This window comes from Campylobacter sp. JMF_04 NA10, from assembly GCF_027737655.1.
Classification (GTDB): Bacteria; Campylobacterota; Campylobacteria; order Campylobacterales; family Campylobacteraceae; genus Campylobacter_B.
In genome coordinates this window covers 1-16,738 of sequence record NZ_JAOVTZ010000005.1, presented here as the reverse complement: position 1 = coordinate 16,738, position 16,738 = coordinate 1, and the positions used below count along the sequence as shown (strand labels likewise).

Below are 16,738 nucleotides of genomic sequence, written 5' to 3'. Positions count from 1 at the left end.
TTTGTAACTTAGATTATAGTAAAATGGGCTTAAATTTTGTATAAGGATTGTGATGAAAGTTCTGTTTTCGCCAAGCGAAATGAAGTCGAAAATCGGCTCGGATAAAATTTTGGATTTGTCAAATTTCGAATTTTGCGATGAGAGTGGGGTGCGAGAAAACGCTATAAACGAGTATGCAAAATTTGTCGCAAATGCCGAGTTAGGCGCGCTTTGCAAACTTTTTGGGCTTAAAGAAATTGATGAGAGTTTGCGGGAGAGTATCTTTGAAAAGGGCTGTGTGAGCGCATTGGAGCGTTACACTGGCGTGGCGTATGAGGCGCTAGCTTACGCTAAGCTTGAAAATACTGCGCGCGAATTTTTGGGTGCTAATGTGATAATTTTTTCAAATCTTTTTGGGCCGATTTTGGGGCGCGACCAGCTCCCTGAATACAAGCTTAAACAAGGCGAGAAATTTTCTGGGCTTGATTTGCCAAAAATTTACAGGGAAAATTTTAGCGCGAAAATTGATGAAATTTTGGAGAGCGAAGTGGGGAACGGCGAGTGCGTGGTGGATCTGCGTGCTGGGTTTTATGAGAAATTTTACGAGTTAAAAGTCCCGCATCTAAGCTTTAAATTTATCAAAAATGGCAAGGTGCTCAGCCACTATGCTAAGGCGTATCGCGGGAAAGTATTACGCGAAATCGCACGAAATTTAGCCAAAACCGAACGAGAAATTTTAAATTTAAATTTTAGTGGTGTAAAATTAGCCGAAATCAGAGAAATTTCGCTTAAAAAAGAGATAGTTTTGGAAATTTGCGAAAACTAAGGGGAAAAAATGCTTTTTATAATACCATTTTTAGGGATTTTGGTAGGTTGTATTTCTGGGTTTTTCGGTATTGGTGGCGGCACAATCGTCGTGCCGATAATGATGGCGCTAGGATACGATATCAAAGAAGCCGTGGGGATTTCGATTTTGCAAATGCTTTTTAGCGCGATTTTTGGGTCGTATCTAAACTACAAAGCAGGCAAACTCCGCCTCGATAGTGGCGTGATTGTGGGGCTTGGCGGACTTTGTGGCGCGTCGCTTTCGGGCTTCATCGTCGCAAATGTGGCTTCAATCGTCCTAGAAATCGGACTTTTGCTGACTTTGACAATCGCGTTTTGCAGGGTTTTGATGACAAATGTCGAAAACCAAGCCCCCAAAGAACCAGCCAAAATTTTGCTTTTTGCCGTGGGTTTTGCAATCGGCGCAATCGCCATTAGTATGGGCGTTGGCGGGGCGATTTTTTTGACGCCGATTTTGGTGGGATTTTTAGGCGTGGATATCAAAAAAGCCGTTTCTATGGGGCTATTTTTCGTGATTTTTAGCTCGTTTAGCGGATTTTTAAGCATGGCGTATAATGGCAATGTGCAGTATTTAGAGGGCGTATTAATGGGGCTTGGCGGCCTTGTGGGCGTGTATTTTGGCACGAAGATTTCGCACAAAGTCGCTAAAAGCACGCAGAAAAAATGCCTTTTGGTAATGTATGTGGTGATGTTTTTGCTAGCCCTTAAAAAGACGCTCGGGGTTGATTTTGGGATTTTGTAAAATTTTGGAATTTTAAAATTTGGCGAAATTTTGCTTTTAAGTGTCATTGCGAGGAAGCGTGAAGTGGCTTCCGAAGCAATCTACAAAGCTTAAATTAAAAGCAGAGTAAATGGCAAAATTCTGCGAAATTTAAATTTCATAGCTACTTTTGGTGGTAAAAATAAATTTCTCATAAAATTCCTTCAATTTTTAAATTTACCTAATTGTTTGCCAAACAAATTAGTGAATATATTTCGTTTTTTATCTCTTTTATCATCTTTTGAAATTTCAAATTTAGTGACAAATAAAAGTAAAATTAACCATTCCAAAAACATACAAATAAAAGATAATAAAAACCAAGAAAATACAAAAATAAACACGGAAATCAACCAATATGTATCAAAATTTTCATCTATATATATCGCAAATCCAATAGAAAAAAATATACAAAAAAGAGCATAAAAAGTTTCGACTATATTTGATAAAAAATTGCAAAATTTTATATTTGATATTTCATATATTGTTCCACAATTTTTGCATTTTATATACTCATCGAATTTAAAAGTAAATAAATTTTGCAATTTATTTACTTTTTCGTTACAAACTTCGCATTGTTTATACATTATTTTACTTAAAACGCGACTTTGTTTATCAATGCGATACTGCACAAAACAAGCACGATTGGCACATAGATAAATTTGCCGATATAATACCAGGTGTTTGAGTATGTTTTAGCTGAGCCTGTGTTGATTTCGTCCAAAAGCTCGTCCTTGCGCAAAATCCAAAACCACGAAATCGCGCCCAAAACCGCGCCGATTGGGATTATATAGATAGATACTAGATCCATCCACGGACCCCAGTTGTGCAGATGAACTTCGTAAAATGTGGTCGCTGGGTTTGTGTCGCTTGGCGCGATTGTTTCCATATTTACGCCGATTCCGAAGCAGACCACACACAAAATCACCAAAACCAAAGCCCTATTTAAGCTTGGAAATTTATGCAAAAGCGACTCGGTTACGGCCTCGAACATATTTTGCAAAGATGAAATTCCGCCAAAAATCACCGCCGTAAATAAAATAATCGCAAAAATTCCGCCACCTGGCATGTCTTGCAAAATTTTTGGCAGTGTTACGAAAAGTAGCCCAGGGCCCGCTGTTTGGTCCTCGCCGTAAGCAAAAAGCGCAGGTATCATCACCAAGGCCGCCACAAAAGCAGCGATTGTGTCGAAAAATGCGGTTTTTTTCGCCGCATCGACGATATCCTCGTCTTTGTGCAGATACGCGCCATATACGAGCATTCCTGAGCCCGTGATAGAGAGCGAAAAGAGCGCTTGTCCCATGGCTGTGATCCAGACATTGGCATCGCCCAGTTTGCTCCAATCTGCGCTAAACATAAATTTATACCCAGCCCCAGCTCCGTCTAAAAGTGCCACGCGCACCGCTAAAATGGCAAAAAGCACGAAAAATAGTGGCATCATGATTTTGTTTGTGCGCTCGATACTTTTCGCGCCCAAAAATATGCTAAAAAGCGTGCCAGCAACGATGATGAAGTGAAATGGCACCACAGAATATGGCGTGAAGGCAAACGAGCCAAACCAAGTCGATGTATCCACGCTCATAAGAGAGCCATTAAGTGCCTGAAATAGGGCTTTTAGCACATAAGCAATGATGACAGCGTATCCGATAGCGATACACATCGACCCCGCTAGTGGAAGCCAGCCTAAAATTTTGCCAATGACGCCTAAATTTCGTGATTTCCACGCAAGCTCATAAGAGCCAAGAGTGCCAGTTTTAGCCCGTCTGCCGATAGCGTATTCGGCTGAGAGCGCGACATAGGCAAAAAGTGAGATGAAAAAAATGTAAATGAGTAAAAACGCGCCACCGCCGTTGGCACCGAGTTTATACGGGAAGCCCCAGACATTGGCCATGCCCACAGCCGAGCCGACACAGGCTAAAATAAAAGCCCAACGAGATGAAAAAATTTTATTTTTGCTCATTATGGTTTCCTTTTTGCGAAAAAATTCAGGGATTATAGCAAATTTAAAATTTAATTAATTTAAATTTTGATTAAGATTTAAAATTCGGTTAAGCGAAAATTTAAGAGAGAAATTCGGGCGAAATTCGCCCGAGAATTACAAACGAGATTCGTATCTGCGAAGTGTGTAAAGTCTTTTAAGCATTTTTTTGCGAGCCGCAATTTTTTGTTTTTTGCGGATCTCAGTCATAGGCTCGAAATACTTTCTAGCACGGACTTCGGTAACGATAAGGTTACGATCTGTCTGTTTTTTGAAGCGTCTGTAAGCTTCATCAAATGATTCGTTCGGATGTACCTTAACTCCTGGCACGCTCCTCACCACCTTTCGAAAAAAATTAAGCTGTGATTTTAGCCAAAATAAGCTTAAATTTGGCATTAAAATTTGTTTTTATAACTCCAAATTTCGCTTTTTTTCTCTGCGTCTTTTAGCGAAACCTCGAAAATACCATTTTTATCGCCACTAAATTTGACGCTAGGAAGCAGAATGAAATCTGGCGAATAAATCGAATTTGCGTGCGAGGCGTTGGATTTTTTAAGTCCGTCGTTGCTAAAAACTAGCTCGTCAGAGCTAGGCGCGTCGATGACTACGACTTTACCCGAGTGTATCAGGCCAACTTTGAGTTTTTTTCTCAAAAAATCGGTGTTGAAATCGCATTTTTTTTCGCATGAAATTTCGCTAATTCCCACGATTGCGAAGCGGTTTTTTTGCTTTGAAATTTTTTTGGAAGCAAGGAGTTTTTTTGTGCTATCGCTCGCTAGCTTTTTAAGCGTAGCTTCTGAAATTTTAGCGCTTTTTAAATTTTGCTCGCTACTGCTACTTTGCGCGCTAGTTGGGGATTTCTTGGCGATACAGCCACCCAAAAACATAGCTATAAAAACAGCTAAAATCGCAATTTTCAAACCCTTCATAAATTCGTCCTACAAAATAAATTTTATCCGAAATTATACTAAGCCTTGGTTAAATTTAACTTTGTTTTTCAAACTACAAAATTCAATAAATTTTAACTATTTTTAACTATTTTTAACTATATCTTGCTATACTTTCGCGTTTCTTTTTTAGGGGGAATTAATGATAAAAATTATTAAAAGAGATGGTAGTTTTCAAGAATTTAAAGATTATAAAATAAAAGACGCTATTAAAAAAGCCTATGAGAGTGTAGGCGCAAATTTTGATGAAAAAGTCTTTGAAAATGTCCTAAAAACGATTGTTTTCAAAGATAGCCTAAGCGTCGAAGATGTCCAAGACATAATAGAAAAAAAGCTGTTTGAAAGCGGAAATTTCGATGTTTTAAAAAGCTTTATGATTTATCGCCACACGCACAAAATGCAAAGAGAGCATGTCTATGGGCTAGAAGAAGACACCACCTACATAAACTGCACCCAAACCGTCAATGAATATATCGGCAAATCAGATTGGCGAATTTTAGCCAACTCAAACACAAGCTATTCAAACGCAGGATTAATCAACAACACCGCTGGCAAGGTCATTGCAAACTACTGGCTAGACAAGGTGTATTCGCGCGAAGAAGGCGCTGCGCACAGAAACGGCGATTATCATATCCACGATTTAGACTGCCTCACCGCATACTGCGCTGGTTGGAGCCTAAGGGTATTGCTTGATGAGGGATTTAACGGCGTTCGTGGCAGAGTAGAGAGCAAAGCTCCAAAACATTTCCGTGAAGCACTTCATCAAATGGCGAATTTCTTAGGAATTTTGCAAAGCGAGTGGGCGGGAGCGCAGGCGTTTTCTAGTTTCGATACCTATCTTGCCCCTTATGTTTTTAAGGATAAATTAAGCGACAAAGAGATCAAAAAAGCAATCACAAGCTTCGTTTATAACCTAAATGTCCCAGCGCGCTGGGGTCAGAGCCCATTTACAAATGTTACGATTGATATGACCTGCCCAGAGGATTTAAAGGCGCAAATCCCTACCTCAAACCAACACCACCTTTTTGAGGGAATCGATGATGAGGAGCTGTTGCAAAGGGCAAAAGAGCGTGGCAAAAACTCACTTATTGAGCTTACTTACGGCGATTTTGAGCCAGAGATGAGGCGCATTGTTATCGCATTTTACGAGGTTTTGACAGCGGGCGATAAATGCGGTCAGCCTTTTACCTTCCCGATTCCTACCGTAAATATCACTCAGGATTTCGACTGGGACAGCGACGCGGCAAATGCAGTGTTTGAAAACACAGCCAAAATCGGATCAAGCTATTTTCAAAATTTCGTCGGAAGCCAGTATATCACGGACGAAAACGGCAACAAAGTCGAAAATCCAAAAGCCTATAAACCAGGCGCAGTTCGCTCGATGTGTTGCAGACTGCAACTAGATTTAAGAGAGCTTTTAAAGCGCGGTGGCGGGCTTTTTGGCAGTGCTGAGATGACTGGAAGTATCGGCGTGGTAACGATAAATTTAGCCCGCCTTGGATACCTTTACAAAGGCGATAAAGAGGCGCTTTACGCTAGGCTCGAAACGCTTTTGCAGTTAGCAAAAAGCACTTTGGAGAAAAAGCGTGTGTTTGTCAAGGAAATGTTCGAACGCGGATTATATCCATACACCAAGCGATATTTGCCGGGCTTTAACAACCATTTTAGCACCATTGGCATTAACGGCGCAAACGAAATGATTAGAAATTTCACAGATGATAAAGAAGACATTACGACCAAATTCGGCCGTGAATTTGCGCTAGAATTGATCGAGTATTTGCGCCATAAAATTCGCCTTTTCCAAGAAAACACAGGAAATCTATACAACCTCGAAGCAACGCCTGCTGAGGGCACCACATATCGCTTCGCCAAAGAGGATAAAAAACGCTACCCAGATATCATACAGGCGGGCTTTGGCGAAAATATCTACTACACAAACTCTACCCAAGTCCCAGCAAGTTTTAGCGACGATCCGTTCGCGGCACTGGATATGCAAGACGAGCTACAAAGTAGCTACACAGGAGGCACGGTGCTTCATTTGTATATGAAGGAGCGAATTAGTTCAGGCACAGCGTGCAAGAAATTTATCAAAAATGTCATTAGCAACTACAAACTCCCATACATTACGATTTCGCCTGTATTTAGCGTCTGCACAAAGCATGGATATATCGCAGGCGAGCACGAATACTGCCCGAAATGCGACGCTGAATTGATGGCGGAGTATGAGAGCAAGGGTGCTTGAAATTTGAAATTTTGAAATTTAAATAAGGAGAGAAAATGGAATTCCCAAAAGAGTTAGAAAAAAAACGCACAAAATGTGTAGTTTATACCCGTGTAATGGGGTATTTGCGCCCTGTGGAGAGCTTCAATGTAGGCAAAAAGGGCGAACACAAAGAGAGAGTGTTTTTCGACGAAAATAAGGTCAAATTCGAAGAAAAATAGTCAAAATTTAGCCAAATTTAGCGTGTTTAAATTTGGCTAAATTTTAAAATTCACAATTATGCAAAATTCTCAAATTTACCATATCACGCCATTTACGATGACAGATTTCCCTGAGCGGCTCTCGGCTATTGTGTGGTTTGCTGGGTGTAATATGCGATGCCGGTATTGCTACAACCCTAGCGTCGTGCGTGGCGAGGGCAAAATCAGCGAAGATGAGCTATTTGCGTTTTTGCGCTCGCGCGTTGGCAAGCTAGAAGCCGTGGTGTTTAGCGGGGGCGAATGCACCTGCGCTAGGGGATTTATGCAAATTTTGCAAAAAACGAAAAATTTGGGCTTTGAGGTCAAAATCGACACAAACGGCTCAAATCCACAAATCATACAAAATGCCGTAAATTTGGGCTTAGTCGATTTCATCTCGCTCGATTTTAAGGCGCATGAGGCTAAATTTAGCTTTATCACAAAATCAAATTTCTACGAAAAATTCCTTCAAACTTTGAAATTTTTATTATCCACAAATTTTGCTTTTGAGGTGCGAACTACCGTGCATAGCGATCTTTTAAGCGAAAGCGACATTTCGCAAATGGCGCAAATTTTGTGCGAGCAAGGATACACGGGCGAGTATTTTTTGCAAAATTTCCTTGATACTGGCGAAAATTTGGGCGGTCTTGGCGCGCCAAAGCAAAATTTCGACCCCTCTAAGATAATCTCGCCTCTAAAAATCTCTCTTAGAAATTTCTAATTTGTATTTTGCTAGAATTGCGAGTTAAATTTCAAAAAAAGGCAAAATTATGGATAGAAAAAAAATCTACAACCCCTTTTCAGACGAAACTCTCACCAATCGCAAGGTCTTTAACGGCAATCCGCACGGAATACTAAATTTCACCAAGGCAAAATACCAATGGGCGCTCAAACTCTGGGACATTATGGAGGCAAATACTTGGTTTCCAAAAGAGGTCGATACGACTGACGATGTGAGGGATTATAACTTCAATCTCACAACCGCCGAAAAACGCATGTATGATTTGGTATGGAGCCAGCTAATCTCCATGGATAGCTTCCAGACAAACAATCTAGCTGATAACATAAATCCTTATATAACAGCCCCTGAAATCAACGCTGTGCTCGCTCGCCAAGCTTACGAAGAGGCAAATCACAGCAAAAGTTACGCGGTAATGGTCGAGGCGATTTGCGAAAATACTGATTTGATTTATGAAATGGAAAAACACGATGATGTTTTGCGCGAGAAAAACGCCTATATTTCGAGCGTGTATGAGGAGCTAGCAGGCGAGGTTACGGACGATAAACTGCTCTTAGCAATGGTTGCTAATCAAATTTTAGAGGGCATTTATTTTTACAGCGGATTTACTTCGATTTATGCCTTGGCGCGCGCTGGCAAAATGCTTGGCTCAGCGCAGATGATTAGATTTATCCAAAGAGATGAAATCACGCACCTACTACTTTTCCAAAACATGATAAACTCCGTGCGCAAAGAACGACCTGACCTTTTCCACGAGAAAAATATCAGCAAAATTTACGAAATGTTTGAAACGGCTGGAAATTTGGAAATCAAATGGGGCAAATATATCACAGACAACCAAATCATGGGCTTTACAGACGATATCATCGAAGAATACATACACTACCTAGTCGATCAACGATTGCTTGCGATTGGTTTAGAGAAAAAATACGGCGCCTCTCACCCGATAAAATGGGTCGATGATTTCTCTAAATTTAACGATCAAAAGTCAAATTTCTTTGAAAGTAAGGTTACGAATTATTCAAAAGGAAGTTTGAGTTTCGACGATTTCTAGGGAGTTTGGCGGTTGAACCCAGCCTAGCTTTTTTGCGTTGCGAACTCGGGCAGACGACTTAGTCTAGCCCTTCGTCCGCCCCGCAAAAAATCGTCGGCATTCGTAGTTCATTTTAAAATAATGGAGAAAATTTTGGATAGTTTAGAAAAACTTCGTTGCGAAAAAATGGCGGAGGAAATCGCTGATAAAATTGCGATTTCACCAGCGCTTTATGACGCATTAAAAAGCGTATCTCGTAGCGAGTTTGCCCCATTTAGCGCGCATGCGTTTAGTCTAAATGCGCAACCGATTTTGGCGTCTCAGTGGATTAGCTCCCCGCTAACTGTGGCTAGAATGAGTATGGCGCTCGACATTGATGAGAGCGTAGAAAATGTCCTAGAAATCGGCTGCGGGAGCGGGTATCAGTCTGCGATTTTGGCATATATGGTGCGTAGGGTTTTTGCCGTGGAGCGCGTAGAGAGGCTAGTGGGCGAGGCGAAAAAACACTTCGCAAATTTGGGTATTCGCAACATAAATCTCCGCCACGATGACGGTAATGTGGGCTGGCGCGAGTTTGCGCCTTATGATAGGATACTGCTTTCAGCCTGCGCGTCCAAAATTGACGACAGGCTCTTCGCTCAGCTTAAAATCGGCGGTATTTTGGTCGCTCCCATGAGTGAGGGCGGAGCGCAATATATCATTAAATTTCATAAAATTTCGCCTAGCGAGATAAGCCAAGAAAATTTGGGTGCGTGCGAATTTGTCCCGCTGATTTCGGGCATACAATAGCTAGTTTTATTTATTATTTATTTAAATTTAGGTATCTTGCGAGGTTTATTTATCTTAAAAGGAAAAGTCCATGCAAGATTTCACAAAAGAGCAAATTACCGCGCTTGCTAGCGATTGGAAAAATCATAGCAAAAATCAGTATTGGGTCAAAAAACACCTAGCCATTTTAAAACATTTACAAACTTTAAAGCACAATTTAAATAGTTTCGATGATTTTGAGAGCGATTTTTTGTCGAATTTATACATAAATTTCAGCGACGGAAATTTAAGAAGCGACAAAATTTTAAGTTTCGGCGAAAAATTCCCGCATGCTGAGTATTTTTTCATGGATCAGTTTTTTGACGCGAATATCGGCGCGTTTTATTACGATTTTGTTTTCAAAGACCGTATCGCAGCCAAAAAAGATCTTTTCCCAAAAACAGGCGCTACTAGCGTTGAGAGCGTGCTTAGCGGCGAGGATAAAGATGTCGTCTCGCTCTATATTTTCATAGAAAATATAATCAAAAATTTCAATATGGCGACGCAAGAACGCCTTCAACGAAACGAATTTAAGCAAAAAATCATAAATTTTTACGACACGATGTATAGGCTATTTATCAGCATTGACGCGAATTTAGCCAGCGAATTTTTTGATATTTGCTTGCATAATCAGCCTTTTGTCGTAATTGAGTTTTTAAAAGCCACGATGAAGGCGGATAATTTTTTCTTATTAGAGCATTATTTAGGCGACGAGGGTTCGCTGAATTTAGGCGTGGGTGCGGGCGCGGACTTGGAGCAGGCTAGCCCAGAAAAACTCTACTTGCTAGCTAGTATTTTCACGCAGGCTAACGATGAGCTTCCGACATTTTTATACACAAATGAAAGCGTGAATTTGCTAAATTCGCTCTACACCATGCAAATCGAGAATTTCTCCGATTTTTACGAGGCTAGCGCGAAATTTATGAGCGAGTTCGAACCATACCCTGCCCAAGCTCCATATAATGCCAAACCGGTCTATGCTTCGCTATTTTTCGAATATTTGCAAAATTACAAAAGCGAAGAAGTCGCCAAAAATACGATATTTTTCGGTGCAATTGGCTCTGGAAAAACCAGAAGAATTCGCGCATTAATCAAGGATAAAAAATTAAGCCCTAGCCGTTTTTGTTATCTTTCTTTTCACGATAGTTTTTCGTATAGCGATTTTATCGATGGTTTCGTGGGAGATAGGCTAGTAAATGGCGAATTTAAGGCGCTTTGCAAAAAGGCGCTAAAAGATCCAAAAGGCGAGTATTATTTGATAATCGATTCCATTGATAGCGGAAATTTCGATGAAATTTTTGGCGAGAGCATTGCGCTTTTGGAGCGTAGATACGACGAAAACGACCCGCTCTCTATCATCCGCACCAAAAACTCGCACTTCATCGACACGCTCGATGAGGCGGAAATGGAAAAATTCAGCGTGATCGTCAAAGACAATAAATCCTATTTCGCCGTGCCAAAAAACCTCTTTATCATCTGCGCAGCAAATGTCAATGACACCCAAATTTCCCCGTCCAGCGCGAAAGCATTTCGTTGGATCAAATGCGAGTGCGATTATGGCGTGCTCGAAGACTTTTTAAACGACAACCATGTCGCTAACGCCAAAGCCACAGTGGCTGTGTGCCACGCGCTAAACGATTTCATGGGCAAGGAAGCGCGCTTTGGCAACGAAATCGGTCATGGTATTTTCATGGGGTTAGCAAGGTATGCTAGCAATGAGCAGATTACCCAAGAGGGCTTAAACGCCTTTTTTACCGAGGTTTTGGAGCCGATTTTTAAATGTGGCTACCAAAAAATCGATATTGGTATGGCAAAACAAATTTCATCTGCAAAAGATATTTTCAAATTTTAACTTATACTCTCGCCGAATTTATAATAAATTCGGCGAAAATTTTATCAAATTTTTAAAAGGAAATTTATGACGGATTATGCAAAAGAAGTGTTTAACGACCCAAAATTACTCAGAGAAAAATTAGCATTGTATATAAAAACACCAAAAAAAGTCGAACTTTATGCAAAAGATTGTGAAAAATTTTTCGTAGCAGAGAAGGGCGAAAAATTGGAATTTGCTAATGTTTTTAGCTGGTGGGGATTTTTTGGAACGATTTTCTTTTTGTTTTATAGAAAAATTTATTGGTTAGCTGGATTGATTTTTGCTTTTACAACTTTAAGCAGTATTATTTTTCCAAATTTAAATCCAAGTATAGATAGAGCGATTGGCTTGGCTATATCAGTGGTGTGTGGTATGTTTGGTAGATATTTAGTTTGTAATAGATTTTTGAAATTTTTGCAAATGCAAGATGATGAAATTCTGATAAAAAAAGGTGGTGTGAATTATTTCGCTTATGTTTTATTTGTGTTGTTTTTGTTGCTTGCGTATTGGAGTGTAGTCAATAGTAGGTAAATTTGCGTTATGTCAAAGAGTGAAATTTGCAAATTTCACCCCAAAATACCTGCGCCGCGCAGTTTTTGCGAGCGAGAAGCAGCGTAAATTCGCTCGCCTTTTATCAAATCATATTTCCAAATCGGCGCATTTGCCTTAAAATCCTCGACAAAATCGTTTATTAAAGCAAGAGCTAGCTTGCGCTGCGGGCTTAGCACGCCCGCGATATATGAGCTTTCATGCACGCTCACATCGCCTTTTGAGTGCGCGAAAAAGACCTGCGCGCCAGATTGTTGCGCCTTTGTTTGCCACGATTGAAACCACGAGCGCAAAATTGGCTCGTATATATCAAAACTAAGTCCGCTAATGCCCTCTTCATCGCGCACAATGCCGATAAAAGTTATCAGCGCACCGCAGTTTGCGCCTTTGTAACGCTCATACCATGAATTCGAAATCGCAGGGATATCAAGCGCACCATCGTGCAAAGAAAAATTGCCAGCAAATTTCATCTCAACCCCCACAAACCGGTGGCAAAAGGCTGATTTTATCGCCGTCTTTAAGCGCGGTATTTAGCTCATAGACCATTTTGTCATTTACCGCCACAGCGCAGCTAGATAGCCACTCTTTTAGCGAGCTATCTTTGCTTAAAATCTCTTTTACTTCGCTTAGTGTTTTGGCGTCAAATTTCATCGGCTCCTTGCCGATTGGACCTAAAAATTCCACTTCTACCATATCTTTCCTTTGATTTAAAATTCGGCGATTTTAGCCAAAATTTTATAAAATTTTATATAATTAAAAAATTTTACAAAAGGATTTTTATGAAAATTGATGAAATTCAAACCCCGGCGTATGTGTGCGAAAAATCGAAATTGCGGGCAAATTTAGCCCTTTTGCAAAGCGTGGGCGAGCGAAGTGGGGCGGTGGTTTTGTGTGCGTTAAAGGGTTTTGCGTTTTCTCTTGGTATGCCTTTGGTGCAAAAATACCTTTCCGGGGCTACTTGCAGCGGCTTGCACGAGGCGAAATTCGCTAGGCAAATGCTTGGAGCGGGCGCGCAGGTGCATACATACTCGCCCGCTTTTAAAGAGTGCGATATGGCTGAAATTTTATCCCTTAGCGATCATGTGGTTTTCAATAGCGCCTCTCAGTGGCGAAAATACCGCGCGCAGGCGATGAGTGCGGGCGTGCAATGTGGGCTTCGCCTAAATCCGCAAACTTCTTTTGCGCCCAAAGACGCTTACAATCCGTGCGGTAAATTTAGTCGTTTGGGTATGACGCTGGACGCACTAAACCGCGCTATTAGCGAGGAGAGCGGGTTTTTAGAGGGGATTAGTGGATTTCATTTTCATGCACTTTGCGAGGAGGGTGCGGAGAATTTAAAGCGCGTTTTAGAGGCATTTGAGGCGAAATTTAGCAAATATTTCGGCTCACTTAAATGGCTAAATTTCGGTGGCGGACACCATATCACGCGCGAGGGATACAATGTCGAATTGCTAATTAGCTTAATCAAAAAATTCCGTGAAAAATACGGCGTGGAGGTATTTTTAGAGCCAGGCGAGGCTGTGGGCTGGGAGTGCGGATACCTAGTCGCTAGCGTGCTTGATATCGTCGAAAATGACGCAAACATCGCGATTTTGGACACTTCGGCTGAGGCGCACATGCCAGATACCGTGCTTATGCCATATCGCCCTGCGGTGCGTGGCGAGAGCAAAGAGGGTAAATTTGTCTATCGTTTCGGCGGAAATACCTGCCTAGCTGGCGATATTGTAGGCTTGGAAGCAGGTGAGCCAGAGTATAAATTTGACAAACCTTTGCAAATCGGCGATAGGGTGATATTTGAAGACCAAATTCACTACACGATAGTCAAAAACACGACCTTTAACGGCATAAAATTGCCAAATTTGGTAATGGTAGATGATGAGGGAAATGTCGAGGATATGATAGAGTTTGGTTATGAGGAATTTAGGCGAAGAAACTAATAAAATTTTCTAAGCCATAATTTGGCTTAAAACGCTATAATCCCTAAATTTTTGTGTCAAGGAAATATATGAAGAAGTTCTTTTGTGTGCTTTGCGCCTGTTTGGGGGCGTATGCCGAGGACCGACCATATGCACAGGTTGTGCAAACTAGTGGGAATAATGTGTGGGGGAAAGCCCGACTAGAAAACATAAATTTATACGAAGATGGCCTAGCACCGCTTTTTGTGCAACTTCAAAGTTCAGGATTTTTTGCGTGGTTAGCCTTGGGGGCTAGCCTTGCGGTGATACTCTCGTTTTTGGGACATTATTTGATTGTGGGGGCGAAACACTTCGACCACCACGCTGGCAAGCCTGTGCTCGCATTTACCCTTTTTGAGCGATGCTTTCACTTCGTCGCGGCTAGCTCGTGGGCGATTTTGGTGCCAACTGGTCTAATAATGATGTTTGGCGAGAGTTTTGGCGGTGGAAGCTTCGTGAGGTTTTGTAAAAACGCCCATGGAATCGCCACTATCGCATTTGCAATCGCTGTGATTCCGATGTTTGGTTTGTGGTTTTGGCGTATGTTGCCACGCTTTTATGATATTAAATGGATGATTATCATGGGCGGATACCTTAGCAAAACCAAGCGCGCAATCCCTGCTGGTAAATTTAACGCTGGTCAAAAGGCGTGGTTTTGGATAGCGACTGTGGGCGGTATGGTGATGATAGCCACTGGTGCGTCAATGTATTTTTTGGATTACAGCGCGCCTGCGGTAAATAGCGCACTTGGTGGCGTGAGTCAAATCGAGCTTTTGCGTGCTAGTGTCATCGTGCATAACCTACTTGGCGCAGTTTGCGCTGTGTTTTTGTGCGTGCATATCTATATGACCGTTTTTGCGATCAGCGGAGCGATCCACTCTATGATAGATGGACACAAACCAGAAGAAGAAGTTTATGTGCTTCATCACTACTGGTATCGCGAGCTTTTGGATAAAGGAAGCGTGGCGAAATCACAGTTTGAGGAAAAATATCCTCGTTTATAAAATTTGAGCGAGGATTTTTCCTCGCTAGCTTTGCGTGTCAAAGATATTTTTTTAAGGATTTAATTTGCAACTAGATTGTCGAAATTTATCGTGCCCCGAGCCACTTTTGCTTACCAAAAAAGCCCTAAAATCGCTAAAAATCGGCGAAAATTTGGAAATTTTGGTTAATGATATAGCGCCCAAAGAAAACATAAAACGATTTTTGCAAAAAAACGGATTTGAGGCGCAAATCAGCGAAAATGGCGGTGAAGCCACGATTTCGCTTACCAAAACCGATGAGCTAAAAGATGAGAGTTTGGACGATATTTTTTGTGATACGCCAAATTTCGCTAAGCCAAAGGTAGTGTTTTTAAACGAAGAAAGTTGCGGTTCTGGCGCAGTCGGCAAGGCGCTTTTGGCTAAATTTTTGGGCGCGTTATTAAATTTAGAGCAAAAACCAGCCAAAATCATTTGCGTAAATAACGCCGTATTTATCACCACGAATCGCGCTCACCCAAGCTTTGAAGCGTTAAAAAATTTAAGCGAGGCGGGCGTGGAAATACTAAGCTGCGGAAGCTGTTTGGAAAGCTATAAATTAGTCGGCGACCTAGCTCTTGGCGAAATTTCAAACGCTTATGAGATTATGGAAATTTTATCAAAATACGAAGCTATAAAACTATGATTTATCGTGATTTTAACCTTACGAAATTTATCAGCGCAGCGGGTTGAGCAGCCAAGCTGGACCCGGCGGGTCTAACGAAAAACCTTGGAAACCTAATTGCGCCCGATGTAAATTTATTATCATCGATCGATAGCAACGAGGATGCGAGTGTATTTCGCATAAGTGAAAATTTGGCGCTCGTGCAGACGCTCGATTTCATTACGCCGATTGTCGATGATCCATATATTTTCGGCCAAATCGCCGCGGCAAATTCGCTCAGCGACATCTTCGCAATGGGCGCAAAAGTGATAAACGCTCTAAATATCGTTGGATTTGATGATTGTCATTTTGGTGATGAAATTTTGCAAGAAATTTTGGCTGGGGGCAAGAGCAAAATCAGCGAGTGCGGTGGCGTGCTAGTGGGCGGACACACGATAAAAACGAAAGAAATTTATTATGGATTAAGCGCTACTGGCGTGGTTGAGCCGGGGAAATTTTGGTCGAATAACACTGCGCGTGAAGGCGATTTGCTCGTGCTGACAAAATCTATTGGCAGTGGTATAATTTCGACGGCGATAAAGGCGAAATTTTTGAAATTCGCTGAATTTCGCGACGCAATCGAGAGTATGATTAGGCTAAATTCATACGCTCTGGGTGCGCTTAGTGGGCTAGAAATACACGCTGCGACCGATATTACCGGCTTTGGGCTTTTAGGACACGCGCTAGAAATGATAAATGAAAATATTAGCTTTGAAATTTTCGTGCGTGAAATTCCGCTTTTTGCAAGCGTGCAAAAGTGCCTAGATGAGGGGCTAATCCCTGGCGGAAGTTATAGAAATTTGAAATTTATCGCTCCGTTTTGCGATAAAGAAGCGCAAGTGATTTTAGCCGATGCGCAAACTAGTGGTGGGCTTTTGCTCGCTATAAGTGAAAAAGATGTCGCCGTGGCAGTGCGAAATTTAAAAAATGCAGGATACGAAAGTGCCACTATTGTGGGTCGCGTCGTAAAACGGGCAGAAAATAAAATTTTGTTTAAAGATTAAATTTTAAAATTTCAAAAATTTTTTCTAGTTTTAATCTCTTTTTAAGCAACCCTTGAATATAATCCACTTTCCGTTTTTGAAATCTAACTTCTGTTATTTTCCAATGCGTGTTATTTTATTTATTATTG

19 protein-coding genes are annotated in these 16,738 nt (G+C 41.3%); 13 read left to right on the top strand and 6 right to left on the bottom strand.

Annotated features, from left to right (window positions below; genetic code table 11):
• Nucleotides 1-52 precede the first annotated feature (52 nt).
• Together yaaA and OFO12_RS06835 are read left to right on the top strand one after the other, a co-directional pair.
• Nucleotides 53-805 (top strand): peroxide stress protein YaaA, encoded by a 753-nt coding sequence (gene yaaA / locus OFO12_RS06840; protein ID WP_270869947.1) that lies wholly within the window; start codon nucleotides 53-55, stop codon nucleotides 803-805.
• A 9-nt stretch (nucleotides 806-814) separates the two neighbouring features.
• Nucleotides 815-1,567, top strand: a complete 753-nt coding sequence (locus OFO12_RS06835; RefSeq protein WP_270862611.1) for a sulfite exporter TauE/SafE family protein — start codon at nucleotides 815-817, stop codon at nucleotides 1,565-1,567.
• Nucleotides 1,568-1,749: 182 nt separating this feature from the next.
• Here OFO12_RS06835 and OFO12_RS06830 read toward each other — a convergent pair whose 3' ends face one another.
• The 4 genes from OFO12_RS06830 to OFO12_RS06815 all read right to left on the bottom strand — a co-directional run bounded on the left by OFO12_RS06830 (nucleotide 1,750) and on the right by OFO12_RS06815 (nucleotide 4,489).
• Nucleotides 1,750-2,169: a hypothetical protein gene (locus OFO12_RS06830; protein ID WP_270862612.1), complete on the bottom strand. Its 420-nt coding sequence runs from the start codon at nucleotides 2,167-2,169 to the stop codon at nucleotides 1,750-1,752.
• An 8-nt stretch (nucleotides 2,170-2,177) separates the two neighbouring features.
• Nucleotides 2,178-3,542, bottom strand: coding sequence for a sodium-dependent transporter (locus OFO12_RS06825; protein ID WP_270869946.1), 1,365 nt, complete (start codon nucleotides 3,540-3,542; stop codon nucleotides 2,178-2,180).
• Nucleotides 3,543-3,677: 135 nt separating this feature from the next.
• Entirely contained in the window at nucleotides 3,678-3,890 is a 213-nt protein-coding gene (gene rpsU / locus OFO12_RS06820) for a 30S ribosomal protein S21 (RefSeq protein ID WP_270858142.1), read from the bottom strand.
• Nucleotides 3,891-3,955: 65 nt separating this feature from the next.
• A complete protein-coding gene (locus OFO12_RS06815) occupies nucleotides 3,956-4,489 on the bottom strand; it encodes a hypothetical protein (protein ID WP_270869945.1) in 534 nt (177 codons plus the stop codon).
• Nucleotides 4,490-4,649: 160 nt separating this feature from the next.
• Here OFO12_RS06815 and OFO12_RS06810 point away from each other — a divergent pair, with 160 nt between their 5' ends.
• The 7 genes from OFO12_RS06810 (at nucleotide 4,650) to OFO12_RS06780 (ending at nucleotide 11,950) form a co-directional block, all read left to right on the top strand.
• Nucleotides 4,650-6,749 carry a ribonucleoside triphosphate reductase gene (locus OFO12_RS06810; RefSeq protein ID WP_270862615.1) on the top strand — a complete coding sequence of 700 codons (2,100 nt, stop codon included), beginning with the start codon at nucleotides 4,650-4,652 and terminating at the stop codon, nucleotides 6,747-6,749.
• Between the two features lie 35 nt (nucleotides 6,750-6,784).
• Nucleotides 6,785-6,949, top strand: coding sequence for an anaerobic ribonucleoside-triphosphate reductase (gene nrdD, locus OFO12_RS06805; RefSeq protein ID WP_270858139.1), 165 nt, complete (start codon nucleotides 6,785-6,787; stop codon nucleotides 6,947-6,949).
• A 58-nt stretch (nucleotides 6,950-7,007) separates the two neighbouring features.
• Complete coding sequence (locus OFO12_RS06800; protein ID WP_270869944.1) at nucleotides 7,008-7,688, top strand: anaerobic ribonucleoside-triphosphate reductase activating protein; 681 nt, start codon at nucleotides 7,008-7,010, stop codon at nucleotides 7,686-7,688.
• A 49-nt stretch (nucleotides 7,689-7,737) separates the two neighbouring features.
• Nucleotides 7,738-8,760 carry a ribonucleotide-diphosphate reductase subunit beta gene (locus tag OFO12_RS06795; protein ID WP_270862616.1) on the top strand — a complete coding sequence of 341 codons (1,023 nt, stop codon included), beginning with the start codon at nucleotides 7,738-7,740 and terminating at the stop codon, nucleotides 8,758-8,760.
• 132 nt (nucleotides 8,761-8,892) lie between these two features.
• Entirely contained in the window at nucleotides 8,893-9,528 is a 636-nt protein-coding gene (locus tag OFO12_RS06790) for a protein-L-isoaspartate(D-aspartate) O-methyltransferase (protein WP_270869943.1), read from the top strand.
• Between the two features lie 70 nt (nucleotides 9,529-9,598).
• Nucleotides 9,599-11,398: a hypothetical protein gene (locus OFO12_RS06785; RefSeq protein ID WP_270869942.1), complete on the top strand. Its 1,800-nt coding sequence runs from the start codon at nucleotides 9,599-9,601 to the stop codon at nucleotides 11,396-11,398.
• Between the two features lie 66 nt (nucleotides 11,399-11,464).
• Nucleotides 11,465-11,950: a DUF2628 domain-containing protein gene (locus OFO12_RS06780; RefSeq protein ID WP_270869941.1), complete on the top strand. Its 486-nt coding sequence runs from the start codon at nucleotides 11,465-11,467 to the stop codon at nucleotides 11,948-11,950.
• Nucleotides 11,951-11,985: 35 nt separating this feature from the next.
• On the opposite strand, the gene OFO12_RS06775 is transcribed toward OFO12_RS06780, so the two are convergent.
• Nucleotides 11,986-12,438 (bottom strand): molybdopterin synthase catalytic subunit, encoded by a 453-nt coding sequence (locus tag OFO12_RS06775; RefSeq protein WP_270869940.1) that lies wholly within the window; start codon nucleotides 12,436-12,438, stop codon nucleotides 11,986-11,988.
• 1 nt (nucleotide 12,439) lies between these two features.
• On the bottom strand, nucleotides 12,440-12,661 hold the full coding sequence (locus OFO12_RS06770; RefSeq protein ID WP_270858133.1) for a MoaD/ThiS family protein: 222 nt from the start codon (nucleotides 12,659-12,661) through the stop codon (nucleotides 12,440-12,442).
• 86 nt (nucleotides 12,662-12,747) lie between these two features.
• Here OFO12_RS06770 and nspC point away from each other — a divergent pair, with 86 nt between their 5' ends.
• The 4 genes from nspC (at nucleotide 12,748) to selD (ending at nucleotide 16,610) form a co-directional block, all read left to right on the top strand.
• Nucleotides 12,748-13,905, top strand: a complete 1,158-nt coding sequence (nspC, locus tag OFO12_RS06765) for a carboxynorspermidine decarboxylase (RefSeq protein ID WP_270869939.1) — start codon at nucleotides 12,748-12,750, stop codon at nucleotides 13,903-13,905.
• Nucleotides 13,906-13,973: 68 nt separating this feature from the next.
• Nucleotides 13,974-14,927 carry a formate dehydrogenase subunit gamma gene (locus OFO12_RS06760; protein WP_270869938.1) on the top strand — a complete coding sequence of 318 codons (954 nt, stop codon included), beginning with the start codon at nucleotides 13,974-13,976 and terminating at the stop codon, nucleotides 14,925-14,927.
• 64 nt (nucleotides 14,928-14,991) lie between these two features.
• Entirely contained in the window at nucleotides 14,992-15,588 is a 597-nt protein-coding gene (gene yedF / locus OFO12_RS06755; RefSeq protein ID WP_270869937.1) for a sulfurtransferase-like selenium metabolism protein YedF, read from the top strand.
• On the top strand, nucleotides 15,585-16,610 hold the full coding sequence (gene selD, locus OFO12_RS06750) for a selenide, water dikinase SelD (RefSeq protein WP_270869936.1): 1,026 nt from the start codon (nucleotides 15,585-15,587) through the stop codon (nucleotides 16,608-16,610). The genes yedF and selD overlap by 4 nt, the downstream gene beginning before the upstream one ends.
• The last annotated feature ends 128 nt before the right edge of the window (nucleotides 16,611-16,738 follow it).